Below are 26419 nucleotides of genomic sequence, written 5' to 3'. Positions count from 1 at the left end.
GGTAGGCTCTAGGATAAAGAAAGGGCCTAGGATCCTAGGGCCTAACATTTTGAGTTACGGATTACGTCGTCTTTTTAGTTGGAAAAAAACAGCGGTCATTCTGAACAGTGAGGAACGAACATGATTCAGAATCTACGGGTCGAATTTGAGGGCGCAAAGGTGATGAATCGAGGCTAAATCGCGTGTGAGTAATAGATTCCTTGTCTCGCTAAGGCTCGCTGGAATGACGTTATTGCGTAAGGCAATTTTCTTATTATCGAGAAGCGAAGCGCTCCGTATTCCAGACATCTCTCAATACTCGATGAAATGCACAAAGCTAACAACGCACTTCTCTAGGAGCTCGGATCCTAGGCCCTATTTCCTTTCTTACTGAGCCGTTTCTTTGATTTTCTCAACAATCGCTTTCAAACCATTGCCGCGCGATGGGCTTAGATGGGCGATTAAGCCAAGTTGTTCAAAGTAAGCATCAATATCAAACGCTTGGATTTGCTCTGCGCTTTTACCGTCGTAAGCCGCCATCACCAAGGCAATCAGGCCGCGTACAATACGCGCGTCAGAATCGGCACAAAAATGCCAAACGCCATTTTGCTCTTTGCTTACCAACCACACTAAGCTTTCGCAGCCCGACACCGTTACTTGCTCGGATTTGAGCTCTTCAGGCATTTGAGGCAGCTTTTTCCCCCATTGAATCACCTGACGATAACGGTCTTCCCAACCTTTAAATTGCTGCATGGTGGCAGCAATGTCTTCACTGGTGATGTCGGTGCCAAATGGAGAAACAGGAAAATCAGTCATGATGCACTCTTCTTCTTTGCGTTACTTCTTGTGCTTTTGAATCAGCTTTTCAACGATGCGTGAAACCGCAACAAAGCCGAACGTTGCTGTCACTACCGTTGCAGCACCAAAGCCACTGGCACAGTCCATGCGTTTTGGACCTTCTGCTGTCGATTTCACACCACATACAGAACCATCTGCTTGTGGGTACTTTAATTGCTCCGTAGAGAACACACAATCGATGCCAAACTTACGTGCAGGATTTTTCGGGAAGTTATGATGACGACGCAAGGTGTCTTTGATCTTCTTAGCCAGTGGATCTTGGATAGTCTTGGTCAGATCCGCCACCATAATTTGGGTTGGATCGGTTTGACCTCCAGCACCACCAGTGGTGATTACTTTGATCTTGTTGCTGCGGCAATAAGCCAATAGCGACGCTTTTGCTTTCACACTGTCGATCGCATCCAACACGTAATCGAAATCTTTGCTCAAATACTCATGTTGGTTATCTGGCGTAATAAAATCGTCAATCAGATTCACCTTACATTCTGGATTAATCAGTTTAACGCGTTCAGCCATCACTTCGATTTTGCTTTGGCCAACCGTGCCTGTCATCGCATGGATTTGGCGGTTAATGTTGGTCACGCACACGTCATCCATATCAATAAGCGTCAACTCACCAATACCCGTTCGTGCCAGCGCTTCTACCGCCCATGAACCTACGCCACCAATACCAATCACACACACGTGTGCAGCTCGCAGAATGTCTACTTCGCTGTTGCCGTAGAGACGACGAGTACCACCAAAACGTTGGTTGTAGCTGTCAGATGCCGGAGTATCGAGTTCACGCATATTGAAAGTCCAGATGATCGATAGAAAAACAAAGAGTGCGATTTATACGCACTCTTTGAGGAAATGTCTAGATGATGAGAGGCGATTCGTCTCGCTAGGCAGTTATTGTAACTTCTCTGGCGGTAAAGCCCAAGGTGCTTGCGTTGGTGTATTTTCCAAGCCAAGCTTCCACACACGGCCAAAGTGCTTGTAATGACCCGCCTCGGTACCCGCACGTGGGCCCATACCGTGATAAAGATCGAGGTGGTTTTGTTTCACCGCGCCGCCCGTGTCTAACACAATAAGCAGGCGAAGCTGGTGTGCACCACTCCATGTGCCATCAGCATTAAGTAACGGCACTTCTGCTAAGATTGGTGTCCCCATAGGCAAAATAGAACGATCGCCAGCGACTGACGCCATTGGTAATAGTGGGATACCTGCAGAGCCCGTTACTGGGGCGTCAGCTTGTGGTGCAAAGAAAACGTAAGATGGGTTTTGCTCTAGCAACTCACGAACCGTCGCTTCGTCATTTGCCATTACCCACTCTTTGATCGCTTTGAGTGACATCTCTTCACGTGGCACTTCACCACGCTCAATCAGAATACGGCCAATACTCACGTATGCTTTGTTGTTTTTACCCGCATAAGCAAAATATTCCAACGTGTCATCATCTTCAAAATGAACAAAGCCGCTGCCCTGCACTTCCATCATAAACGGGTCGATCATGTTTGGCGCATAGCCAAGCTCCAAGCCTTTACCCTCTAATGCACCATTGTAAATCTCAGCACGTGTCGGGCAATCTGAACTGCAGTTAGGCAGACCATACACCGGATATTTATAGGTTTCGTTCGGTTCGTGACGCAGCTCCATCACTGGTGAGAAATACCCCGTGAACAACACATTGCCCTTCTTATCACCACCGCCAAGTTGCGCCGCTTGAATGCCATATGCGCTCAAGTCGCTGGTTTCCCCACTTTGCAAAGCCCATTCACTCAATTTTTCATACAATGGCTGATACATCTTTGCCATGCGAGTTGATTTCGTTACAACTTGTTCAGCTTGTTTATTGAACTCCGTAAAGTCGCGCGGTTTATTCGATTCAACCACATCAACCTTATTCAAAATACTAGGAAATTCACCATCAAGGTATTGCTGAGCACGATCATTTTGCTGAGCACAGCCAAACAGTAGACCCAAAGAAACAATTGGAAGAAGTTTTTTTAACACGTCTTTTTTCCGTAATAGAAGATAGCGAAAGGATGACAAACAAATGTATACGACGCAATTGAAAAGCTGCGACAAAGTTTATACCCAAGTAACCTCGAGATGCTAGGTTCAGCGAGAATACTTTGACTTGTAGACGAGGCAACGATTTGAAGATCTAGTGTTTCTAAATTAAAAATCGTTAACAATGTATGCAAACCAAGGCAACTCGCCCTTAAGCAAGGATCTAGAAGTTATTCGGACATAATAGCAAAAGAACAATCAAGGTATTGTCCAGACAATGTTTGAAAACGTGCTTAGCTTTAAGGGATGGTGAGCACACGGTTTATCCTTATTGGCGCAGTAAACCGTGTCTCAATACGGTATGGTGACTAGCGGATAGTTAAGTCAGAACGACCTTCTAGATGAAATACGGGCAAATAATGTGCATTAGCATCAAGCTTCATTTCCGTATGCTGTTGATCGACAAAGTTAAACCTGCGAACGGTTGACCCCACTTTGTAACGTAGAGAATCGCCATCAAATTCAAAGCCTGTCGTCACGAAAGCGCCATTCACTGTTACACCACGTTCACTAAGGACAAACTCTTCACGCACGTATGGGGCAACCTCCTGTTCTACCCACTTTCCATATACCTTCGACTTGGCAATCGGAGGGTTGATGTAACGAATGAACACGTCACCATACATCATAAAAGCAACTATCGTCCCCACAACGGCTATAAGCATTATCGAGCGCTCTAACCATTTGCGAGGCATCGATTTTTCAGCGTCGATTTGGGCTGAGTTTTCAACCCCCTTATTTGCGGATAACACCATAGTGCCCACGTGTCCACGTAATAATAGATAACTCATTATAATCTTTCGCCCTTCATCGGAGGAAGGGGGGGATCAAGGATGTTTGTGTTTCATTCCAAAATTACTCTTGCGAACTCATGAATAAATAGGCAATAATAAAACATAAATAACCATAAGGACTGGCAGTCGTGAAAATTCGCAGTACCGCTCTCGTTAAAGGATTCCGCCAATCAACGCCATATGTGAACGCTCACCGAGGCAAAACCATGGTAATAATGTTAGGCGGCGAAGCCATTGCTGATAAAAACTTTGGTAACATTATTAATGATATAGCATTAATGCATAGCCTTGGAATTAAGGTTGTCGTGGTTTACGGTGCACGTCCTCAAATTAACCAGTTACTAGATAAACATACACTGACAACACCATACCACAAAAATACACGCATCACTGATGAAAGCGCACTTTCAATAGTTATGCAAGCAGCAGGGCAACTCCAACTCGCGATTACCGCTCGTCTATCCATGAGCCTCAACAACACACCAATGGCTGGCACACAACTCAACGTTGTTAGCGGCAACTTTGTGATAGCGCAACCACTTGGGGTGGATGATGGTGTCGACTACTGCCACAGCGGTCGCATTCGCCGAATCGATACCGATGCCATTCACCGTACTCTTGATCAAGGCTCGATTGTTCTTCTCGGTCCAATCGCCAGCTCTGTTACGGGAGAGTGCTTTAACCTGCTTTCTGAAGAGGTTGCCACTCAGCTTGCGATAAAACTAGGCGCTGATAAGTTGATTGGTTTCTGCTCCGAGCAAGGGGTCATTGATGATAGCGGTAATGCCATCGCAGAACTGTTCCCAATCGAAGCTGAGCATGTGATTAAACGGCTTACCGAAACCCATTCACCAGACACCGACGATAACTCCGGAACATTACGCTTTCTCAAAGGCTCTATCTCTGCTTGTCGTGCTGGTGTCCCACGCAGCCATCTTATTAGCTACAAAGTCGACGGTGCATTGATTCAGGAACTGTTTTCTTTTGACGGTATCGGCACGCAAGTGGTGATGGCCAGTGCTGAGCAAGTTCGCCAAGCAAGCATCAATGATATTGGTGGCATTCTAGATTTGATCCGCCCACTTGAAGAACAAGGCGTGTTGGTTAGACGCTCTCGCGAACAGTTAGAACAAGAGATTGGTCAATTTACCATTATTGAAAAAGATGGTTTGATCATTGGCTGTGCTGCGCTGTACCCATATGTTGAAGAGCGCAAAGCAGAAATGGCCTGTGTGGCGATTCATCCCGATTATCGTGATGGAAATCGAGGGCAAATGCTCCTTAATCACATGAAGCAGCGTACCAAGTCAGACAACATTCATCAAATCTTCGTTTTGACAACACGTAGTTTGCACTGGTTTAGAGAACAAGGCTTTTATGAGGTGAGTGTCGATTACCTACCTGGAGCGAAACAAGGACTATATAACTTTCAACGTAAGTCAAAAATCTTAGCACTGGACCTTTGACGTTATGCATAAAACCTAGCCATTTAGCTTAGAAATAATTATGCAATGCTTTACATTAAAATTGGTCGCAAACCAACCTTTTCAATATGCATGCTATTGGCTACACTTCGCGCTTCAACGGTTGACTTTTAATCAATCCAAAAATGGATCTAGGTGAATAACTCTCACCCTAAAGTGCCGAACACTGAAACTTGCTCGGCATAACACATCAAGGACAGTTGTTACTCTTACAATGAATATGATGAGCACTGTTATGAGAACTATTGTTTGCAATTCACTGCAAAGCTTCTGGGATATGGCAGATAACCACTTTCTAGAAGGGCTGCACGTTCACTGTGTATTTCCAGTCAACGATGCCATTAAAGATTTTATTCTCACTTACCAACATCAATATAAAATTCATCGCGTGTCTTTTACCAACGCGTTTACTCAGAATGATTAAAGAAAGACCGAGCATTGCGCTCGGTCTTTTTGATTAACTGGTTAAGCGTGACACTAACCCACTGGCTCGAGTGGTTTTCACTTTGATGCCACGCTTGAGTACATTCATCTCCGCATACATCGCGAGACGCTTCTTAGCACGGGTTATACCTGTGTAGATCAGCTCACGAGTAAGGATTGGACTGAAATCCGGCGGTAAGATCATCAGCGTATACTCGAACTCACTGCCCTGTGATTTGTGGATGGTCATCGCGTACGCAGTTTCATGTTCAGGGACTCGGCTCGGTAGCACAGACTTAACGCTGCCATCGGGCAACTCAAAGAACACTTTCAAGCGTGGTTCACTTTCGCTGTCATCTCGCATACAAATGCCGATATCACCGTTATACAACCCTAAGCCGTGGTCGTTACGCGTGACCATAACTGGCCTACCGTGATACCAAAGCTCATCTTGAGTTTGGATTAACTTACGCGCGGCTAGTGCTTTTTCGATGCGTTGATTTAAACCTGTCACACCAAAATCACCTTCACGAATCGCACACAGCAATCGGCATTGATTAAAGGTATCTAGTACTGCTTTGGCTTTGTGCGTCTGGGTTTCTGGCTCACCCGTTTGCGAGTTCACCTCTTGCTGCCCGATACGCTTCAAATAACGACCGTATTCTGCAACCAAGGTTTGCAACATCTGGTTGTAGTTTTGACTACTCAGCGCGAAATGTTCGATATCAGCAAAATCGCGATTCCAAACATCATCCACTTTTGCCGCTGAGCCGGCGTTAACCGCTTTCGCTAACTGACCGATACCAGAACGGGCATCAAATCGGTAACTCTTTTGCAGCATACACAAGCTATCCGCAATCGAAGCATTGTTGTTGGTGCTGTACGCTAAGGTGTCGAACCCCGTCAGTTTGGAGACCGCTGACGCTTGTTCTTTACCAAAACCGAAAGCATGGAACGAGCAAATATCCCCCAGAACCGCGCCGGCTTCTACCGATGCCAACTGATCTTTATCACCGAGCAGAATCAAGCGAGCGTGCTTTGGCAGCGCATCCACGACTTTATACATCATCGGCAAGTCGACCATGGAGGCTTCGTCCACGACTAAAATATCGAGATGTAATGGATTTTGCTTGTTGTGACGAAACTCAACGCTGTTCGGGATTGCGCCTAACAGACGATGCAATGTACTCGACTCGGTTGGAATTTTTGCTTTGAGCTCAGTCCCAACCGGTAGTTCTTGTATCGCTTTACCGATGGATTCGGTCAAACGTGCCGCGGCTTTACCTGTCGGTGCCACCAGCTTGATGGTGAGGTTCTTCTCCTGCCCTGCTTGTTCAATCAACGCAGCAAGCAGTTTGGTTACTGTGGTAGTTTTACCCGTGCCCGGACCACCCGAGATCACCGCAAAGCGACGCGTGAGTGCCACAGCCGCAGCGACCTTCTGCCAGTTGACACAAGCCGATAATGGTACGAGCGCATCCAACACTTGCAGGTCGTGAACTTGCTTCGTTTGGCTGACCGCCGCATCAATGGCAGCCCAATCTAAACTATCCATGGTGACCACATCCAAATGGTCACACACTAACTGCTGACGTAGCACTTGGTTGCTGGTTCCCGTCTCCGCAGCTTTCGCTAATGCATTGAACAGGAAATGATACTGACGAGCGAACAAGTGATTTAACAGCTCAGACAAACGTGCAAATTCTTGCGGTTGCAGATTCACTATCGCACTTAATTGATGGAGTTTGCCTGCTAGCGTCACTTCGTAATGCCAGTAACGGTGTAGATACAAACGTTCGCCATCAAACATCATTGGCAGCGCCTCACCATGTGCACCAACCAATGGTGAGTTCTGTAGAAGCTTAACCCAATCAATGCCTTGTAACTGGGCATTTAGCACTAAAGCCGATTCACCAAACAAACCGAGTTTGCTAGCAAGATCAACCGGCTGGCCTTGATGATCAAAAAGGGGCAAACAGATGTGTCCTTTGCCTAACTCACTGCTGACCACGCCAGTAATAAACGCCAACTCTTGGCTGTTTGCTTGCGAATAAATAAAGCGCGCGAACTGGTAGTCCAATTGGCGAATCGCTCCCTTACTTGCTAGTGACTCTAAGGTTGCCACTAGCTCTAACGTTGCCATTACGCTGTTTTGCTCAGAAAGAAGATCATTGGTTTTCATCAAATTAACTCCATCTGACCCGATTCACTCGATCGCGTATCCAGTACTTGACCATCAATCAAATGATCCATCTCTTGTAAAAATTCGAAGCTTGGTTTAGCAGAAAAAATGCCGTGTTCACTTTGCCCATCCATACCACGTAAGAACAGGTAATAAACGCCGCCAAAGTGCTGTTGGTAATCATAATTTGGTAGCCTACTGCGTAAGAAACGATGCAGCGCCAAGGCGTAGATTTGGTATTGCAGATCGTAGCGATGATCCGCCATAGCCGACTTTAACGCATCACCATGATAGTTGAGCACATCGTCCCCCAAATGGTTCGATTTCCAGTCGAGAACGTAGTATTTTCCTTGGTGCTCGAACACCAAATCAATAAAGCCTTTCAGCATGCCTTGCACAGTTTGGAAACCCAGATCGCCCGCTTTAGCAGACAGCGGATCATGGCGTTGAATCACGCGGTTCAATGCTGGCGCAGACAGCACTTCAATCGGCAGTAAGAACTCCATCTCGACCAAACGTTGCGCCGGACCTTTTTGATTGAGCAGCAGCGTTTTGCTATCCAGTGGCGTCGCCAGCACGGTATCAATCAACTGTTGCAGGATTGGCAGCCATTCTTCATCAAGCTGTTCGCTTTCCATCAAGCCGAGAATGATTTGGGTGTTCTCTTCCGTCGTCGCTGACTGAGTGAACTCAATTTCCTCAAATAAGCTGTGCAGGAAAGTACCCGGACGTGCGCCACGAGGGAAGTTGAAGATAGAACGTTCTGGCTCAACCAATTCCGCTTCATCTTGCTCTTCTGAAGAATCGATATCAAAGCCGGTGATTTCAATCATTGCGTCATGTTCAGCATGGTGAGAGCCTTGCTTGACCAAGCCCGAGTAACTGGTGATACGCCAATTTCTATCAATTGAATTTTGCAGCTCTTTGGCGGTGAGTTCTGCCAACTCCGCTTGTTCCGCCACATACATTTCGTCATGCTGTTTCGGAGGATCGCAAATCACCACGCTGTCGAGGCTCTCTTGCTGCTTTTTAAGGCCAAGAAATAAGTCGTTGATGCCCCCCTCTTGGCCATTTTGCACCAAGTAACCAATCGCACTTTGATGCACACCGGTTGGTTCTTTGGTTGAGCGACCATTACGCAGTGGCGAAGCTCCAATGAAACAGGCATACACGGCGCGCGTTAACGCGACATAGATAAGACGCAAATCTTCAGCAAGGCGTTCTTTATCTGCCTGTTTTAACGACGCATCATTGCTCGTGATATCCAGGACCGTCCGATCGTTCTCAGCATCGTAGTATTTAGCTTCGCTCGCCTCGCGGTAGCCAAACACAAATGGCAGAAATACCAAGTCATATTCCAAGCCTTTGGATTTGTGAATGGTGACGATTTGCACCAAGTTACGTTCCGATTCCAAGCGCTGAATTTGGTCATCGCTGCCACCAAGACCATGCTGTGCATCGCTGATGGATTGTGCCAACCAACGCAGCAAGCCGTGGTCGCTGTCTAGTTCGTTACTCGCCTGCTGTAGTAGTTCACCGATGTGCATCAAATCGGTAAGTACTCGCTCACCATTTTCACCTTGTGAACTCGAACCTTCTTCCAGCAAACGTTCTGCTATATGACGTTTGCTGATCACCGCTCGCAGCATTGGCAATACACCGCGTTGCACCCAAAGCTTGCGGTATTCTTTAAACTCATTGACCGCGTTTTCCCACACGGTTTCATCGTTGTTGAGGGCATCTAAACTTGCTGCATCCAGCGCAAACAACTCTGACGCTAAGCTGGCACGCAATGCTCTATCGTTTTCTGCCGCCAGCACTGCTTGCAACAAGCGTTGTAAATCTTGCGCGACTGTACTGGTAAATACGCTATCTCGGTTAGATAAGTAAACGCTGGCAATGCCTTGGTCTGCCAACGCTTGTTTGACCATGCGACCTTCGCTACCGGTTCGCACCAAAACCGCAATGTCACCCGCTTTAACAGGCTTTTGCTTCTCGCCATTAACAAGACACGCTTGGCCTTGTTGCGCCGAGGTCAAAATGGTTTGAATTTGGCTTGCTGTCGCCTCTGCCATCGCAGTCAGGTATTCACCTTTTGCCAGTGGTTTATCTTCGGCTTCTTGCAGCCAATACGTCAGCGCAGGTTGCTTTTGCCCACCCATGGTCCAAATGCGTTTATCCGCACTAGGGCTGTAACTCACTGGTAGAAATGGAATGTCCGAATCGTAAATAAACGGGCTATCTGGCAACTCAAAAATCTGGTTTACCGCCGACACCATCTCCGCACTCGAGCGCCAGTTAGTGCCTAACGTGTAGTGAGCACTAACTTGATTGCGCGCCTTGATGTAGGTAAAGATGTCTGCACCACGGAAACCATAAATCGCCTGTTTCGGGTCACCGATCATAAACAGACCGCACTCTGGGTTATCTAGGTAAATACGGCTAAAAATACTGTATTGCAGTGGGTCGGTATCTTGGAATTCATCGATCATCGCAACAGGGTAAAGCGTACGAATGCGCTCTTTCAGCAGTGCGGTTTCATCGGTATCAATCGACGCCGATAACTGGGTCAGCAAGTCATCAAACGACAGCCATTGCTTCTGATTTTTTGCCTTCGCCAGCATCTCACGACAATGCTCAATCGCATGCGCTAATAGTGGTGCTTTAAGGCTAATTGGGGTAGCTAGAAAGGCTTCAATGTCCTCAAACACCGGATGCTGCGGCGCGGTGCCTTTCGGGGTTTTCTCAAGCAGCACATTCTGCGCAAATTTTTCCAGTTTGTCTGGATAGTCATACCCCGTCGTTTCTGTTGCCGCCCAAACGTTAACGGCCTCTAACCAAGTTGGCAGCGATTTCTTGGTGTAACTGCGTTTATTGACATCTGAACCTGAGATCAACGCTAAGAAATCCTCTTGGCTATCACGCCATTGGGTTTTCAATGCATCTATTTGTTTTAAGTTTTGCTCGTGCAAATCTGCGAGACTGCCCTGCATTGCAGGCACAGACAAGCTCAATGGTGCGCCTGTTAAGTAGTTACCGATGTCATAAAGCAACTCCGATGGCGAACCCCATAGTTGACGCACTTCGCCAGCCAAAGCAAATGGTAATGGGTAAAAATTACGACGCCAGTAGTCCGCCACCACTTGAGCTTTTAGGTGGCTCTCGTCCGTCACAAATTCATTCTCAAAGCGGCTGCCCGATTCAAAAGCGTTTTGCGTTAGCATGCGTTGGCAGAAACCGTGGATGGTGTAGACCGCGGCTTCATCCATTTGACGCTCCGCTTGCAACAAGATCGCTGTCGCTTGCTTGTGATCATCAATGGCTTCTAGCAGTGGTTTGATCACCGGATCACTGCTTTGACCTCGAGCGAATGCGATCCTCGCATCGTGAATTCGAGCACGAATACGATCGCGTAGCTCGGCTGTCGCCGCTTCGGTAAAGGTCACCACCAGAATTTGGTCCACCGTTAATGGAACGCGGTGCTTGGTTTCTATACTGCCATGTCCCAATAAGAGACGCAGGTACAAACCCGCAATAGTAAAGGTTTTCCCTGTACCTGCGGATGCTTCGATTAACCTTGCCCCATGCAATGGAAAAGTCATGGTTTGCAGTGGTGCTGCTACTGACATTTGCGCCATAACGCTGAATCTCTCCGGATTTTTGACAAGGACGTCTTGAGCTTCAGAGGTTAAGTCATCTCTAAAGATCAACTCGTCCTATATTGTGATCTATCGTTAATTTTTCTATTTATATGTCTAACAGTTTGGAATATTTAGACTTTTGTGCGATCTCACTCACGGTTATCATGATGGAGTACCGTTAATATTCGCCTCACGAGATAAGCCAAGCCTTTCTGGCGGTGATACTCAAAAGAATCATGGTCCCTCTGACCTTGTGGCCGTACAGCGAACGCCCTACACAAAATAATGATTTTCTGGCGGCCACTCTACTCTTTCCCATCCCCAAGCATTCCAACTTAGTTATCATCTGAAGCATCTTTTGTCGCCAATCTTGCACCTTGCAAAACCAACGCCGTCAACATGCGAACTTCGGCTGCGAGTTCATCGTTCCAAGCAGGCCAAATACGCGAGATGTACGCGTTATTGCCTTCACCTGGGCTCAGGTAGCTGTCATTGAAAGCGTCCGCCATTTTCTTGAGTGACTTCTCTTCATCGTCCGCCCAATGGCCACGACTAAAGCCCGCTTCAACACACGCCAGTGCTGTTTTCGGGAAGTATGGTAATGGCTTGGTCATGCCTTCAAAAAACAAACGCACCAATTCGGCAAGACGTTGTTTCGCTTGCGCAGCGTCCGCCATTTCAGGGAAGATCAGATGAACTGCACCTTCCTTGCGGTCGTAACCAATAATATGAGTCTTCTTCACATGGCCAGAAGCCGACATCGCGAGGTGATCAATCCACGCCGCAAGGTAATCTTGCGCACGAATTTTCCCGCTTCGATAACGAATCAAACCGGACTGATAGCATTGAGTGAGCCAACCTGTTAGGCGGATATTCTTACCCTCCCCCCTACTTTCATCAAAAAGCGCATCAAAGATAAGGTCGATCTCTAAATCGTCTTGTGGCGCGCCAGAGAGAAACGCCAACTTATCCACCAGCTCTTCCGCTTGCACGCGGTTGGTTTCAAACTCGATATCACCAAACGCTCCTACTGGCAATTTGCCCTGAGCACGTTGCTCACTCATAAAATGCTTCAGCACATCCGCTTTGGCCGCTGGTTGAGTAAGCGCGGTTTCGAGCAGGGTTGTCAGCAGTTCACCGCGCATCTGATAACTTTCTAACCCGCCTAATACAAACGGCTCATCGTCTTCCATCACTGGTAAAGGCGGCTCAAACATCACTTTCAAACGACGATTAAAGAAATACTGAACCGGCAAACGCCAGAAACGTTGAAGCTCGACCAAATCCAATTCGATGGGAAATGTCGCGCCCAACAAGTAATCATCCAATGCACGGTTAAACTCACGGCGCGCATGACCTTGCGATTGACTGCTTTGGGTCAATGCCGCAGGAATCCACTCTTTGGCATAGCTTGAGTGAGAACCTTGAAATGCGCTTGGGCTGAATGGCACCATGGCATGCACATTCACTAACTCTTTTAACAGCTTATCGCCGGACTCATCAACGGGCTGATTTTCATCGCCTGCCAAACAGTAATTCTGCTGACAGTACTCCATTAACTCAGAAACCAGTACCGATGGCACTCGTTCCGTGTTGTCTTGAATCGAACGCCCTACGTAACTGATGTACAGTGTTTGCTGAGCAGAAAGCATTGCTTCGAGGAACAGATAACGGTCATCGTCTCGGCGTGAACGATCGCCTGGCTTGGTTCGCCCCGTCATTAAGTCAAAACCTTCTGGCGGCATAGAACGCGGGTATACGCCATCATTCATGCCTAATAAACACACCGCTCGAAATGGAATCGAGCGCATTGGCATCAGGGTACAGAAGTTCACTTGGCCAGCGAGGAAACGCTGGCTAACACGGGTGCCAGACAGTTTATTTTTCAGGTATTGGTTAATGATGGATGGTGACAAAGCGTCATTAAAGGCGGCATCAGCAAGCTGTTCTTTTAGCTGGCTTAAGGTATCGCGAATCGACTTCAATGCCATTTCGCCTTCTAACTCCACTGAGAAGAAGTCATCCAGCATTGCGATCAAGGTTTCACGCCAAGCATCAATCGACTGAACATGCGACAGTTTGCGGCGATATTGACTGATTTGTTGGATAAAGTGCGCCAGTTTGCCAGCGAGTTCAGCCCCCATACCTTGCACTTCATTGTATGGCGATAAACTGCCTTCTTGCGCTTTAAATAAGCCCGCCGATTCCGGCATCGCATAACCCAGTAGCATGCGTTGAATACCAAACTGCCACGTGTTTTGACGCGTTTCAGGCAGTTCAAATTCGCTGCCCGTGTTGGCATCGAGTCCCCAGCGAATACCCGATTCTTCCACCCATTGCTTCGCTTGTAGAAAGTCGTCTTCACTTAAGCCAAAACGCGTCAAAATGGCCGGCGTTTCTAGCAACTCTAATAGTTCGGAAGCCAAGCAGCGCGTATTGGGTAAATTAACCAGTTGCATGAAGGCCGCCAAGATTGGGCTCTCTTGGTCAGCGGTTCGGTCAGAAATCGAATACGGAATAAATCGCTCACCCGGCGCATTGCCAAATACGGCTTGAATCGCAGGGCTGTAAGCATTGATGTCCGCCACCATCACGATGATATCACGCGGCTTTAGGTTTGGATCAGCGTCAAACATCGCCAATAACTGGTCGTGTAGCACTTCGACTTCTCGCATCGGACTGTGGCAAGAGTGCAAGCTCAGAGACTTGTCACCCAAGCTCACCACTTGTTTGTGGCTGCTACTATCGATTTTTTGGTCGTCTTGATGCTCTTCTAGATTAAGAATATCCGCTTGCAGTTGATGGAGCAGACTGTCGCGTTCGATCTCAACAAAAGCCTCAATTTCATGGGATTCGAGTTGCGACAACAGATACATGTTGTCACGTCCCAGTTTCCCCATCGAAGCTAATAAACTGTTCCCCACCACATCAGTGTGCAGTTCATCTATCACGTTATCTTCAAGCGAACCTTTGAGTTGCTCACTTTCACCTTGCACTTCAGAATGATCTTCCTGCCACACCACGTGCTGACGGTGCTTCGCCGCCAAACGTGCAAGGAATTTACGGTCACGCACTTCCCCCCAGTAGTAACGGCATGGGTTGGTGAACATCAAATGGACATCAATATGTTCGCCGATGGCTTTAAGCGCATCCATATAACGCGGTGGCAGTGAAGAAATACCAAACACAAACAGACGCTTCGGCAGGTGGTCAAAACTACCGTTGAAGTTTTCTAACGTATCAATGAAGTGTTCATACAAGTTAGCACGATGATAAGGCGATTGCCCCAGAGTGACGGTGTGATCGTACAGCGCTTGCCATAAAATCGGCTGCCACGGGTGTTCGTTTTCTAATTCAGGTACCGTTTGCCCAGCTTCCCAACTCGCTATCCATTCTGGTCGGTACACCAAGTAGCCATCGAAAATATCGGCGATTTTCTCTGCCAATTGATACAACTTGGAGTGGTCACTGTCGTCTCGTAAGTAGCTCGCCAGCGGAGCAAAAGGTTCCTCCCCTAGCAAACCCGGTAATAGATGCATCAACTTCCACGTCATTGCCTCTTTGTTAAACGCACTTCGTTTCGGCACGTCTGGCAAAACTTGAGTAAACATCTCCCAAATGAAGGTCGCTGGCAGCGGAAACTCCAAATTGGCGGCAACACCGAACTCTTTCGCTAATGCCATTTTCAACCATTGAGACATACCTGGGCTCTGTACCAAGATCTGCTCTTTTTCGAATGGATTTTCTAATGGATTGATGCGAATCAGTTCAACAAGAAGTGATTTGAGAACATCGACCTGATTGGAATGATAAACAGTAAACAAAATGGAAGCACCGAACGCCAATGGAAACTAACCGCTAGCTTAGCACAGCCTCGTTTTATACCGCAGCGATCTCGATAGCCCAAATAACAAAAGGTTAGAAGTCGCTCAAACTCTCCATATTCGTCTCCTCTTTTAAGCTAAATAAAAAAGCCTCTTGATCAAAGGATCAAGAGGCCGAAACATTCATGTCAATGTGACAACAAACTAATTTGCTTTTGGTTGCATTAGTAAGTTACGCGCATACTGAATCGATACATACACCACTACGACGGTAGCGACAATTAACTCAACCGTGGCTAAACCACGTACCTGATTGACATAGTGTGTCGCAAGACCTTGCGCTTCCATCCAATGCGCGACTTTAAATAGTGCTGTTGCGCCAATCACCATTGGGAAAGTAAACGCAGCATAACCTGGACTAAATGGCAGTCTTAGTAATTTAAAGAATGCTAAATAGATGATGGATGTCATTAATACTGCAATACCAAAAAGCAAAGCAATAATTACCGGCGATGGATCGCTCGTTACGTTGAGATACCCAGCCAACGAAAGGCTTGCTGGCGCGGCTAAAATCGCCATGGTTGGTTTTGCTGCATCTGGGATTTCATGGGTAAACATGAAACGGTAAATCATAATAGGGAGCATGACCGCGTAAGCCACCATACCGAACATCAAGGCACCATAGGCAATTGGCGCCAACGTTGGGTTACCAGAAAACGAGACATCTGCCACGATAATACCGACAGGTGGCACAAACCAACTTGGCACCATATGGTGAAGTTCAAAGTCTTTCGCTCGGTGATAAATAAATGTCACTAAGAACACAACGTGCAATCCAACCGCGAATAACCATAAGGCATTCCCTGCGACAGGAAAAAAGTGCCCAAGTGAATTCGATACCACCATAGTAGCCATCGCGAAGGTTGGCACGACGCTGCCCACCACTGGGTGTGCAAGATCTTGTCTTAGCAAATGATTATGGAAAAAAAACTTAACCGCTAAGATAATTAAAAGCACACTCGCAATGCCTGCGCTAATCCACTGTCCATAGCCATATAATTCAGCGAAGTTTTCCCAACTCCAGCCTAAGCTTGCAATGCCAAGCGCTAATCCCGCCATTGGGGTTGGTGCGCCCATTACTTTTGCTTTTGTTCTTTTAATCATGACAACCTCAAATCAGGCTAGCTTTCTCTGAAACGCATCTTACACTTGCACTTCGTTCCAATATATCTAATTATTTAGAACAGATGTTCAATTTTACTAAACGCGCGAATATGGCTAATCATATTTCTCTTAAACAGTTAAAAGTTTTCACCAGCATCACGCAACACAAAACGTTAACCGCCGCGTCCGAAAGCTTATTTCTTTCGAAAGCAGCAGTAAGTATGGCGTTATCTGAACTAGAAAAACAGATTGGTCATCATCTCTTTGATCGCGTAAACAACCGCTTAATTCTCAACCAAGAAGGGCTCAAGCTTCTACCACTGGCGGATGAGTTGCTCAACCGCGCCAATGATATCGAAAGTATCTTTGACGGTGACCCAACGTTATCTGGACAACTACGCATCGGGGCCAGTGACACCCTCGGCAATCAAGTCGCCCCTTATCTGCTGAGTGATTTCCGTCGCCACACAGGGCATGTATCACAAAGTCTATTCATTTCAAATTCTGCGCAAATCTGTGACATGTTAATTGACTACGAACTCGACATCGCGCTAATTGAAGGTAAAACACGGCATCCAGATCTCCAATCAACGTCATTCAGCCAAGATGAAATGTGCGTGATATGTGCACCCGATTCTTCTTTTGGTCACGAAGGATTAACACGTCTGAGTGAGCTAGAAAATAGCGAGTGGATTTTGCGTGAAGAGGGGTCTGGTTCTCGTGAATTTTTCACACGCGTGATTGCACCACGCATAGAGCACTGGCATGAGGCTTTCCAGCTTAATACAACCGAAGCGCTGATCAACTCAGTTTCTGCAGGGCTAGGGTTAGGCTGTTTATCACGCTTATCGGCTGAGCCAGCTATTCGAGACGGTCGAGTGAAACAGGTGGAAATCCCATTGGATATGCAGCGCCGTTTCTGGCTTTTGATCCACAAAGAGAAGTATCAAAACCCACTTCTACGCTCGTTTATTGAGTTTTGCCAAGATTGGGAGCGCCGAGAGAATCCGCACCTTAAAGGTGAATAGTTCAAATGCTGGTCACTTAGTTGTACACGGCTCTCATTCTTAGGCCTGCCGCTAGACTTAATTGGTTAAAAACTGTATAAAAAGCCAGTATAAACTCATTAAATTAGAGGACCAACCATGGCTGTAATCGTCAAGTACGTGGTAGAACGCAATGGAGAAGAGAAAATGACTTTTACCTCTAAAGCGGACGCTGATGCATATGACAAAATGCTGGATATGGCAGACGAACTGTTCGGACTGCTCGGTAAAAGTGACCTTCTAGAAGACGAAGGTAAGCAAGAAGATCTTGCGATGTTCCTTGCGCAAAACAAAGAAGAAGTGCTTTATGCACTAGGGGCAAAACGTAGACCTGCCCCTAAAAAAGCGAAGAAGCTTGCTGCTGTTGAAGAAGAGAAGCAAGAAGACGCAGCATAAATACTTTCCTCTTGTTTAAAAAAACGCCGCATAATGTGGCGTTTTTTGTATGGACAAGCTGAGTCGATAGGCTTTTGCGACACATTTCTCATCAGACAAATATATCTTCAAAAAGACAAAACGTATTCATCTACAGACTTTCTCCATTTCCCCTCTTTAAACTCTCCAGGACTCTCTTTATGATGAGTGACAACTTAATTATTTCTTGTCAGTGAACAGACGAGATACAAGACTCAACACATGGAGATCAACTATGGCTTTCTTTTCTTTAGCCTTTGGTACGGCAACTAAAAACCGCGACGGCAAAATTATCGAAGCGTTTTTCCCAAACCCAGTTCTTAACCCAAGCGAAGAGCTAGTGAACGCACTAGCGACAGTTGCAGGTTACGAGCAAGGCAACCAAGCTATCGAGATCTCTGCAGCACAAAGCGCAGAACTGGCAGTAGCATTTGAAGCAAACGGCGATACTGCAAACGCATCTTTCGCAGCAAAAGCAGCAGAATCAGCACAACCACTTGTACTGGTTATCCTTGCAACTGACGAGCAGCCACAAAGCGTTGCTGAAGGCTTCCTAAAACTGCAACTTATCTCTAACCGTCTCGTTAAACCACACGGCACGGTACTAGACGGCATCTTCGGTCTACTGCACAACATCGCATGGACAAACGAAGGCCCAATCGACCTACCTGAACTGGCAGAGCGTCAAATTGAAGCTCGCTTAGCGGGTCGTGCACTAAGCGTCGATTGTGTCGACAAGTTCCCTAAAATGGTCGACTACGTGGTACCAACGGGCGTTCGTATCGCTGACACTTCTCGCGTACGTCTTGGCGCACACGTTGGCGAAGGCACAACGGTAATGCACGAAGGTTTCATCAACTTCAACGCAGGTACCACTGGCGTGAGCATGGTTGAAGGCCGTATCTCTGCTGGTGTAGTGGTTGGTAACGGTTCTGACATCGGTGGCGGCGCATCTATCATGGGTACGCTATCTGGCGGCGGTAAAGTGGTGGTTTCTATCGGTGAAAACTCACTACTAGGCGCAAACGCAGGTCTAGGCTTCCCAATGGGCGATCGTTGTACCATCGAATCAGGACTGTACGTAACCGCTGGCTCTAAAGTACGCATGCTAGACTCTGAAGGTAAAGAAGTCGAAATCGCGAAGGCGCGTGATCTTGCTGGTGTTTCTGACCTACTGTTCCGTCGTAACTCTGTGACTGGCCAAATCGAGTGTCTTGCAAACAAGAGCGCGGTTGAACTGAATGCAGAGCTACACAAAAACAACTAAGCGCTAATTAATCTCTCTTTAAAAATCGCCTCGGCTCAATGAGTCGAGGGGATTTTTGTTTTTCCAATATCACTCAACCACGCAATGAGCCAGAAAGTCGACAAGTACGCACGACTATCGCTGGGATCAGTTAAAGTGAGCAATCACACTCGCAAGTTGTTTGGCTGTTTTCAATAGATTCTCTCGTCCCTGTGCGATCGCATCTTTCAACTCACACGGTGAAGACACCACCGAAAAACAAGCGATAATACCGGCACTCTTTAGAACTTCAACGCCATCGCCAACGCTGCCTGCCAATGCAATCGTTTTGATATCGTACTTTTGCGCTACTCGAGAAACGCCAACTGGGGTTTTACCATGAATGGTTTGACTATCAATACGCCCCTCCCCTGTAATAACAAGATCGGCACCCACTAGCGTTTTCTCAAACTCCACGGTATTCAAGACAATATCAATCCCAGGCATCAGCGTCGCATCAAGAAACGCCAGCAAAGCCGCCCCCATTCCCCCTGCCGCACCTGCGCCTTTTTCAAACTCAATATCGCAATCCGTCGCGGCTTTGACACAATTCGCATAGTGGTGCAGGTTTGCATCTAGCCTCTTGACCATTTCTGGCGTCGCCCCTTTTTGCGGACCAAATACGACCGAGGCGCCACGCTCCCCAGTCAAGGGATTATCAACATCACAAGCGGTTAATACTTCAACGTGTTGCAATCGAGGATCGAGATTTGAAATATCGATGCGTGCAATATCACCAAGTTCCCCGCCACCGAAACCAATCTCACTACCATCCTCTCGGGTAAACCTTACACCAAGCGCCTGAAGCATGCCGGCACCACCATCGTTTGTCGCACTTCCACCGATGGCAACGATGATTTTGCTGATGTTTTCTTCGAGCGCGCGCTTGATCAGCTCACCCGTTCCATAGCTTGTTGCTTTCAATGGGTCTCGCTCTTGAGGAGAAACAAGCTCGATCCCTGACGCTGACGCCATTTCTACCACTGCGGTTTGCTGATCGCCCAAGAGACCAAACTGCGCATTAACTTGCTCACCAAGCGGACCTGTCACCGTAACGGGGATCACTCGACCATGGGTTGCATCAACCAATGCCTCCATCGTCCCCTCACCGCCATCGGCTACCGGCACACAAACGCACTCCGCATCTGGTATTTCGGCCATGATCCCTTCAGCAATCACGTTGGCGACTTCTTTCGCAGACAAACACTCTTTAAAAGAGTCTGGGGCGATTATCACTTTCATAGTTTCACCTTCAAAAGGGTCAGACACCTCTGACCCATTATCATCCAATATCAACAAAGCTGACGGTACCGCCACTAACCACGGATCGAGTGATTCGCCATACGCTCCCACAGCATGCATTATTGTTTTTCATTTTGGAACAACATGAAACCATTCATCGAGCATCACTTCTGGGAGTAAACGATCTATAGTCCTGTATTTCTTCTGTTTCCAAGCGACTGACTGCGCCCCTCCAGCTCTTGTTTGTGAAGAAATTTTCATTTTTATCCCATGATTCAATATGAAACATGCAGTGAAAGAGTTCGCGATATAAACTAAGGAGAAACAACAAAAACAACTAGGTACAACTATGACTGAGCAAAAATACATCATTGCTCTCGATCAAGGCACCACCAGTTCTCGCGCTGTCATTCTTGATCATGATGCAAACATCGTGAATATCTCCCAACGCGAGTTCGCACAAATTTATCCGCAAGCTGGTTGGGTAGAGCATGACCCAATGGAGATATTTGCGACTCAAAGCGCCACGTTGATTGAGGCGTTAGGGAAAACGGGTATCCGTAGTGATCAAGTCGCCGCAATCGGCATCACGAACCAACGTGAAACCACTATTGTCTGGAACAAAGAAACCGGCATACCTGTTTACAACGCCATTGTATGGCAATGCCGTCGAACCGCATCTATCTGTGAAGAGCTCAAAGCAAAAGGTTTAGAGGGCTATATCCAAGACAATACGGGTTTAGTGCTTGACCCTTACTTCTCAGGAACCAAAGTAAAATGGATTCTAGACAATGTACCAGGAGCCAAAGAAGAAGCAGAAGCAGGTAACCTCTTGTTCGGCACTGTAGATACTTGGTTGGTATGGAAAATGACCCAAGGCCAGGCCCACGTCACGGATTACACTAATGCGTCTCGCACGATGCTGTTCAATATCAATACGCTTGATTGGGACGAAAAGCTACTGCATGAACTCGACATTCCTCGCTCAATGATGCCAGAGGTGAAACGCTCCTCTGAAATTTACGCCGACACGAAAATTGGCGGCCAAAACGGCATTCACATACCAATAGCGGGCATTGCGGGTGATCAACAAGCGGCTCTATTTGGTCAAATGTGTGTCGAAGCAGGCCAAGCAAAAAACACATACGGTACAGGTTGTTTCTTACTCATGAACACCGGGCAGGAGAAAGTTACCTCTCATAATGGGTTGTTAACCACACTTGCTTGTGGCCCTCAAGGAGAACCGACATACGCACTTGAGGGTGCAGTGTTTATGGGCGGGGCCTCGATACAATGGCTACGCGATGAATTAAAACTGATCCACAGCGCAAAAGAGTCTGAGCACGTCGCGACACAGGTTGAATCGTCACACGGTGTGTACGTCGTGCCTGCATTTACCGGTCTTGGGGCTCCCTATTGGGATGCGTATGCACGTGGCACCATTGTGGGCCTGACTCGTGGCGTTAACTCAAATCATATTGTGCGTGCCACCTTAGAAAGCATCGCCTACCAAACTCGCGATGTACTGGATGCCATGCAAGCCGACTCCGGTATTAAGCTAGCGAGCTTACGAGTCGATGGTGGCGCGGTGGCAAACAACTTCTTGATGCAATTTCAGGCAGATGTATTGGACACTGATGTACTGCGTCCAAAAGTCACGGAAGTTACCGCACTAGGCGCGGCTTATCTTGCCGGCCTCGCTGTTGGTTATTGGGGAAGCATTGACGAAGTCAAAAACAAAGCGGAACTCGATCGTCAATTTGAGCCGAATCAGGACGATGCAAAACGTCAGCGTCGCTACAAAGGTTGGAAACGTGCGGTGAAATGCGTTCAAGTGTGGGCAGAAATGCACGACGACGAAGACTTATAAAAAGCATAAATAGCAAAGACCACTTCTCCCGTAACAAGGCCGTGGTCTTAAAAATCCGTCGATTTCGTGACCACCTATCATTTAAAGTTAGTATAAGCTTGATAAGGTTAAGCACAATAAACCACGGAAAGGTAGCGGCATATGATGGCATTACATTCTAAAGACAGTGTGTTTGACCTCATTGTAGTTGGAGGGGGCATCAACGGTGCAGGGATTGCTTCTGACGCGGCAGGGCGCGGTTTAAGCGTCGGTTTGTATGAGGCCAACGACTTTGCCTCTGCCACCTCTTCTGCCAGCTCTAAACTCATTCACGGCGGATTACGTTACCTTGAACACTACGAATTTCGCTTGGTATCGGAAGCGCTTGCTGAGCGTGAAGTGATCTTACATAAAGCCCCACACCTTACACTACCAATGCGATTCCGTTTACCTCATCGGCCCTTCTTACGTCCGGCTTGGATGATCCGCTGTGGCTTATTTCTTTACGACCACTTAGGAAAACGTACCACATTGCCTGGCTGCAAGACCATTAATTTGGCTAAATCAGGTTTACTAAAACCCGAAATAAGAACAGGGTTTGAATACTCAGATTGCTGGGTCGATGATGCCCGTTTAGTGCTTGTCAATGTGCTAGCAGCCAAACAGAACAATGCAGAGGTGCGTAACTACTGCCGAGTGGAAAAAGCACACCGAAAAGGGGATCTTTGGCATGTCACGATTCATGATATCATCACAGGACAACGCTTCGAGCGCAAATCGAAAGCGCTAGTCAATGCAGCTGGACCATGGGTGAAACAGTTTTTTGATGAAGGGTTAGCTCAAACCTCTCCTCGTAACATCCGTTTGATCAAAGGGTCACACATTGTGGTTCCTCGGATTCACGATGAACCACATGCCTACATTCTGCAAAACCAAGACTATCGCATCGTATTTATGATCCCTTATCTCGATAAGTTCTCGATCATTGGTACCACCGATGTTGAATACACAGGTGAACCGCGTGACGTCTCAATCTCTAATGATGAAATCGACTACCTCATCGACATCGTCAACCAACACTTTGTCCACCAACTCAACCGTGAAGACATCGTATGGACATACAGCGGTGTGCGCCCTCTCTGTGATGATGAATCAGACTCGCCCCAAGCAATCACTCGTGATTACACCTTAGAACTTGATGCAAAACCTAACCATGCTCCACTGTTATCGGTATTCGGTGGCAAACTGACCACTTACCGTAAACTGGGCGAGGCTGCCATGAAAAAGCTCGCACCGTTTCTGCCACAGATGGGCGAAGGCTCGACAGCAAACCAAGCGCTTCCAGGTGGTGACTTCAACGGCAGTCGTGAACAATTAGCCCAAGACATTCATGCTAAACACGCGTGGCTTCCTATCGAGCTGCTCCTGCGATATGTCACCCAATTTGGTACGCATACTTGGGATTTATTGGAAGGCACTTCTAATGAAGCTGAACTTGGCCGTGTTTTCTCCACTCAGGCTGGTGGCGTATACCAACGAGAAATCGACTATTTAATTGGCGTAGAAATGGCAATCACTGAAGAAGACATCCTGTGGCGCCGTACCAAACTCGGCCTTTACCTGAATAAAGATGAAAAAAAAGCGTTGGCACAATACCTCCAGAAGAAGTTGCAACAGCGGGTCATTCGCCTTTCACAGGTCAGTTAAATGGGCGTTATTGAGCGGTAAGCCCCCCATCTACCATCATCATCTATCGTCATAATAAAAAGTTTTTATTTCAGACCGTTAGCACTCTTACTTATTATTTTTCTTACTTGGGCCTTGCCCGTCATTCACAACCCAAATCGGTATCCGATGAAGAAATCTCTTTTACTCAGCCTGCTATTGCTTGGCGGATGTTCCCTCGCGCCTGAAGAGCCTGCAGCACCGTGTGCGTGTGATGGTTATATCCCGCCCTATGTTAAACCACCGACCTCATCCGATGCCGATAATATCAAACAGCTATTGGCTTATATTACTGATAAAGCCAAAGATCGCTGGGGAGAAGATGAATTCGTTGAAGCAGGCAAACACCGCTACGTAAAATACCTTGATGGCTACACCACTCGCGCACATATCGATTTTGAAGCCGGCAAGATTTATGTTTCGACAATTTCTCAATACCAACCAACAGAGAAGCTGCAAAAAGCCATCGTACAAACCCTACTCATGCCTGCCGACCCAGCGCATGCTGAATTGTTCAGTGATAAAGAGGCGGTACTGCGAGGAAAGCCGTTCTTATTAGGCCAAGTATTGGATCATGATGGTAAGCCAATTGAGTGGGAGTGGCGTGCTAACCGTTATGCCAATTACCTTATCGACAAAAAGCTGCAAACAAAAACCATCAAACGTGGCAACGCCTACTATGTCGAAATCACTATGGTGAAAGATCACTTAGAGCAACGTGAATACCTTTACGCCGGACTCGTTCGCGACGCCGCCAAGCGATATGGCTTATCAGAAGATCTCATCTTTGCGGTGATTAAGACGGAAAGTAGCTTTAACCCTTATGCGGTATCCCACGCAGGGGCATACGGTTTGATGCAAGTGATCCCTAAAACCGCAGGGGCTGATGTGTTTAACTTGGTGAAGAACAAGCCTGGCATTCCAACTAAAGAGTACCTATTTGATCCAGCTAACAACATCGATACTGGTGCCGCGTATTTTTATATTCTGAAAAACCGCTACTTGCGCGATGTGAAGCATCCAACCTCTAAGCATTTCAGTATGATTTCGGCTTATAACGGTGGTACTGGTGGTGTCCTTTCAACCTTTGACAATGACCGAAAGCGCGCGATGAATGAACTAAACAGTCTCAATCCAACTCAAGTTTATGATGCGCTAACAACACAGCATCCGAAAGGAGAAGCAAGACGCTATCTACAAAAAGTGCTCTACTTCCAAAAAGACTTTAGCGAAGGCAATATCTAAGAGTGTATGCCCTACATGTCATCATGTTGGGGCATATTAACACTTCAAATTCAAACCCTTCCCTCAAACTAATCCTTCTCTTAGTGCAATACTGGTTTAAGCTAATAACATCCGCTGCTCATTTTACTCACCACAATCAAAACCGTGTTAATCGAGTTAACAATGAGCAGCATGATATAAGTGAATGACGAATGAGAAGGTCGCGCACAGCAATGAGTTTTTTAATTGAACACTGGCAATTTACCTCAAGCCAACCAAAACGAATAGACGCCTACCCCGAGCAACTTCAAGCCCATCATTGGTACCATTGCGAGCGTAACGATCCAGATACCAAGGCTTGGTTACGTAAAAACCATGTCCCTAAAGCGACACTCGAGCAGTTCATTACCAACGAAAACAGGCCTTCTTTTCATCCACTTGGAGACGATAACTTTCTCTTACTACTACGTGGAATAAATCGCAATCATAGTGTGGTCGCGAAAGAGGTGAACAGTATTCGAATCCTGTTTTATCACGGTGCGCTTATCACCACTCAAACTGGTTCAAACGATGCTGTGCAGAGGCTTCTCCACTCCCTGAATAAGCATAGAGAGCCGGAGAACCTAGCAGGACTCGTCAATCAAATCATTGATAATTTAAACCAAAAAACGGATGATTATAATGACGCAATAGAGGCAAGTTTGGAGCAACAAGACAATCTGCCGCACTCCGATAATAAGTTAAGAATGACGAAAAATAGTCTACTGTCTGTCAGGCACTTTCTTAAGCCTCAGCTGCACGCTATTCACGACATGGTGACCGCGAAACCATCACTCATCAAACTCCGCTCTCATCAATATCGTTACTCTTTAAATACGCTTATTCGTCTTAATGAGGAAATTGACTATTTTTTAGAAGAAATCAGCTTACACCAAGAGGAAAACAAAAATCTGAGGGAACAGAAACTTAATCAAAATAGCTACTTGTTTACTATTCTAGCGGCGATATTTTTACCGACTACATTTTTAACCGGGCTATTTGGCGTCAATCTTGGCGGGATGCCTGGGCTAAAATCCGGTCTATCATTCGCCTTATTCAGCATCATTTTGATCATTATTTTCATCATTGAATGGCTGGTAATCAAACACTTTGGTTTCATCAATAAAAACAAAGATCGCGATAGCTGAGTATCGCGATGATATGCATGGCATCACACCATCAATCGCGCGC

At 46.8% G+C, this 26419-nt stretch carries 18 protein-coding genes; 9 read left to right on the top strand and 9 right to left on the bottom strand.

What is annotated here, in order from left to right; genetic code table 11:
* Window positions 1-366: 366 nt before the first annotated feature.
* From csdE to AK965_RS14335, 4 genes are all read right to left on the bottom strand, one after another.
* On the bottom strand, window positions 367-795 hold the full coding sequence (gene csdE, locus AK965_RS14350) for a cysteine desulfurase sulfur acceptor subunit CsdE (protein ID WP_099080246.1): 429 nt from the start codon (window positions 793-795) through the stop codon (window positions 367-369).
* 21 nt (window positions 796-816) lie between these two features.
* Window positions 817-1626 carry a tRNA cyclic N6-threonylcarbamoyladenosine(37) synthase TcdA gene (gene tcdA / locus AK965_RS14345; RefSeq protein ID WP_099080245.1) on the bottom strand — a complete coding sequence of 270 codons (810 nt, stop codon included), beginning with the start codon at window positions 1624-1626 and terminating at the stop codon, window positions 817-819.
* Window positions 1627-1728: 102 nt separating this feature from the next.
* Window positions 1729-2832: a murein transglycosylase A gene (gene mltA, locus AK965_RS14340; RefSeq protein WP_099080244.1), complete on the bottom strand. Its 1104-nt coding sequence runs from the start codon at window positions 2830-2832 to the stop codon at window positions 1729-1731.
* 368 nt (window positions 2833-3200) lie between these two features.
* Window positions 3201-3647: a DUF2850 domain-containing protein gene (locus tag AK965_RS14335; RefSeq protein WP_253252701.1), complete on the bottom strand. Its 447-nt coding sequence runs from the start codon at window positions 3645-3647 to the stop codon at window positions 3201-3203.
* A 167-nt stretch (window positions 3648-3814) separates the two neighbouring features.
* Between AK965_RS14335 and argA the strand changes: the two genes are divergently transcribed.
* Both argA and AK965_RS14325 read left to right on the top strand, forming a co-directional pair.
* Entirely contained in the window at window positions 3815-5152 is a 1338-nt protein-coding gene (gene argA, locus AK965_RS14330) for an amino-acid N-acetyltransferase (protein WP_099080243.1), read from the top strand.
* A gap of 253 nt (window positions 5153-5405) precedes the next feature.
* Entirely contained in the window at window positions 5406-5594 is a 189-nt protein-coding gene (locus tag AK965_RS14325; RefSeq protein WP_099080273.1) for a hypothetical protein, read from the top strand.
* A gap of 33 nt (window positions 5595-5627) precedes the next feature.
* On the opposite strand, the gene recD is transcribed toward AK965_RS14325, so the two are convergent.
* From recD to AK965_RS14305, 4 genes are all read right to left on the bottom strand, one after another.
* Complete coding sequence (gene recD, locus AK965_RS14320; RefSeq protein WP_099080242.1) at window positions 5628-7775, bottom strand: exodeoxyribonuclease V subunit alpha; 2148 nt, start codon at window positions 7773-7775, stop codon at window positions 5628-5630.
* Window positions 7775-11413: an exodeoxyribonuclease V subunit beta gene (recB, locus tag AK965_RS14315; protein ID WP_099080241.1), complete on the bottom strand. Its 3639-nt coding sequence runs from the start codon at window positions 11411-11413 to the stop codon at window positions 7775-7777. The genes recD and recB overlap by 1 nt, the downstream gene beginning before the upstream one ends.
* A gap of 338 nt (window positions 11414-11751) precedes the next feature.
* Complete coding sequence (recC, locus tag AK965_RS14310; protein ID WP_099080272.1) at window positions 11752-15240, bottom strand: exodeoxyribonuclease V subunit gamma; 3489 nt, start codon at window positions 15238-15240, stop codon at window positions 11752-11754.
* A gap of 204 nt (window positions 15241-15444) precedes the next feature.
* Window positions 15445-16404, bottom strand: coding sequence for a TDT family transporter (locus AK965_RS14305; RefSeq protein WP_099080240.1), 960 nt, complete (start codon window positions 16402-16404; stop codon window positions 15445-15447).
* Window positions 16405-16514: 110 nt separating this feature from the next.
* On the opposite strand from AK965_RS14305, the gene AK965_RS14300 reads away from it, so the two are divergent.
* The 3 genes from AK965_RS14300 to dapD all read left to right on the top strand — a co-directional run bounded on the left by AK965_RS14300 (window position 16515) and on the right by dapD (window position 19131).
* Window positions 16515-17432 carry a LysR substrate-binding domain-containing protein gene (locus AK965_RS14300; protein ID WP_099080271.1) on the top strand — a complete coding sequence of 306 codons (918 nt, stop codon included), beginning with the start codon at window positions 16515-16517 and terminating at the stop codon, window positions 17430-17432.
* 117 nt (window positions 17433-17549) lie between these two features.
* Window positions 17550-17846, top strand: a complete 297-nt coding sequence (locus AK965_RS14295; protein WP_099080239.1) for a YebG family protein — start codon at window positions 17550-17552, stop codon at window positions 17844-17846.
* 253 nt (window positions 17847-18099) lie between these two features.
* Window positions 18100-19131: a 2,3,4,5-tetrahydropyridine-2,6-dicarboxylate N-succinyltransferase gene (gene dapD / locus AK965_RS14290; protein ID WP_099080238.1), complete on the top strand. Its 1032-nt coding sequence runs from the start codon at window positions 18100-18102 to the stop codon at window positions 19129-19131.
* 126 nt (window positions 19132-19257) lie between these two features.
* Here the strand turns inward: dapD and AK965_RS14285 are convergent, their stop codons facing one another.
* On the bottom strand, window positions 19258-20391 hold the full coding sequence (locus AK965_RS14285) for a glycerate kinase (RefSeq protein ID WP_099080270.1): 1134 nt from the start codon (window positions 20389-20391) through the stop codon (window positions 19258-19260).
* A 349-nt stretch (window positions 20392-20740) separates the two neighbouring features.
* On the opposite strand from AK965_RS14285, the gene glpK reads away from it, so the two are divergent.
* The 4 genes from glpK to AK965_RS14265 all read left to right on the top strand — a co-directional run bounded on the left by glpK (window position 20741) and on the right by AK965_RS14265 (window position 26376).
* Window positions 20741-22261 (top strand): glycerol kinase GlpK, encoded by a 1521-nt coding sequence (gene glpK, locus AK965_RS14280; protein WP_099080237.1) that lies wholly within the window; start codon window positions 20741-20743, stop codon window positions 22259-22261.
* A gap of 141 nt (window positions 22262-22402) precedes the next feature.
* Entirely contained in the window at window positions 22403-23947 is a 1545-nt protein-coding gene (gene glpD, locus AK965_RS14275) for a glycerol-3-phosphate dehydrogenase (RefSeq protein WP_099080236.1), read from the top strand.
* Between the two features lie 147 nt (window positions 23948-24094).
* Entirely contained in the window at window positions 24095-25210 is a 1116-nt protein-coding gene (mltC, locus tag AK965_RS14270) for a membrane-bound lytic murein transglycosylase MltC (RefSeq protein WP_099080235.1), read from the top strand.
* A 212-nt stretch (window positions 25211-25422) separates the two neighbouring features.
* The gene (locus AK965_RS14265) at window positions 25423-26376 is read left to right on the top strand and encodes a CorA family divalent cation transporter (protein WP_172438156.1); all 954 of its coding nucleotides are present in this window, start codon (window positions 25423-25425) and stop codon (window positions 26374-26376) included.
* The last annotated feature ends 43 nt before the right edge of the window (window positions 26377-26419 follow it).

The organism is Vibrio sp. PID17_43 (assembly GCF_002608565.1).
Taxonomy (GTDB): Bacteria; Pseudomonadota; Gammaproteobacteria; order Enterobacterales; family Vibrionaceae; genus Vibrio.
The sequence above is the reverse complement of the archived record's forward strand: the minus strand, read 5'-3'. Positions and strand labels throughout refer to the sequence as shown.

Excerpts from the sequence above, each read along its gene's own strand:
- csdE (WP_099080246.1), bottom strand. The coding sequence starts at position 795 with ATGACTGATTTTCCTGTTTCTCCATTTGGCACCGACATCACCAGTGAA.
- tcdA (WP_099080245.1), bottom strand. The coding sequence starts at position 1,626 with ATGCGTGAACTCGATACTCCGGCATCTGACAGCTACAACCAACGTTTT.
- AK965_RS14335 (WP_253252701.1), bottom strand. The coding sequence starts at position 3,647 with ATGGTGTTATCCGCAAATAAGGGGGTTGAAAACTCAGCCCAAATCGAC.
- AK965_RS14325 (WP_099080273.1), top strand. The coding sequence starts at position 5,406 with ATGAGAACTATTGTTTGCAATTCACTGCAAAGCTTCTGGGATATGGCA.
- recD (WP_099080242.1), bottom strand. The coding sequence starts at position 7,775 with ATGAAAACCAATGATCTTCTTTCTGAGCAAAACAGCGTAATGGCAACG.
- recB (WP_099080241.1), bottom strand. The coding sequence starts at position 11,413 with ATGGCGCAAATGTCAGTAGCAGCACCACTGCAAACCATGACTTTTCCA.
- AK965_RS14305 (WP_099080240.1), bottom strand. The coding sequence starts at position 16,404 with ATGATTAAAAGAACAAAAGCAAAAGTAATGGGCGCACCAACCCCAATG.
- AK965_RS14300 (WP_099080271.1), top strand. The coding sequence starts at position 16,515 with ATGGCTAATCATATTTCTCTTAAACAGTTAAAAGTTTTCACCAGCATC.
- AK965_RS14295 (WP_099080239.1), top strand. The coding sequence starts at position 17,550 with ATGGCTGTAATCGTCAAGTACGTGGTAGAACGCAATGGAGAAGAGAAA.
- dapD (WP_099080238.1), top strand. The coding sequence starts at position 18,100 with ATGGCTTTCTTTTCTTTAGCCTTTGGTACGGCAACTAAAAACCGCGAC.
- AK965_RS14285 (WP_099080270.1), bottom strand. The coding sequence starts at position 20,391 with ATGAAAGTGATAATCGCCCCAGACTCTTTTAAAGAGTGTTTGTCTGCG.
- glpK (WP_099080237.1), top strand. The coding sequence starts at position 20,741 with ATGACTGAGCAAAAATACATCATTGCTCTCGATCAAGGCACCACCAGT.
- glpD (WP_099080236.1), top strand. The coding sequence starts at position 22,403 with ATGATGGCATTACATTCTAAAGACAGTGTGTTTGACCTCATTGTAGTT.
- mltC (WP_099080235.1), top strand. The coding sequence starts at position 24,095 with ATGAAGAAATCTCTTTTACTCAGCCTGCTATTGCTTGGCGGATGTTCC.
- AK965_RS14265 (WP_172438156.1), top strand. The coding sequence starts at position 25,423 with ATGAGTTTTTTAATTGAACACTGGCAATTTACCTCAAGCCAACCAAAA.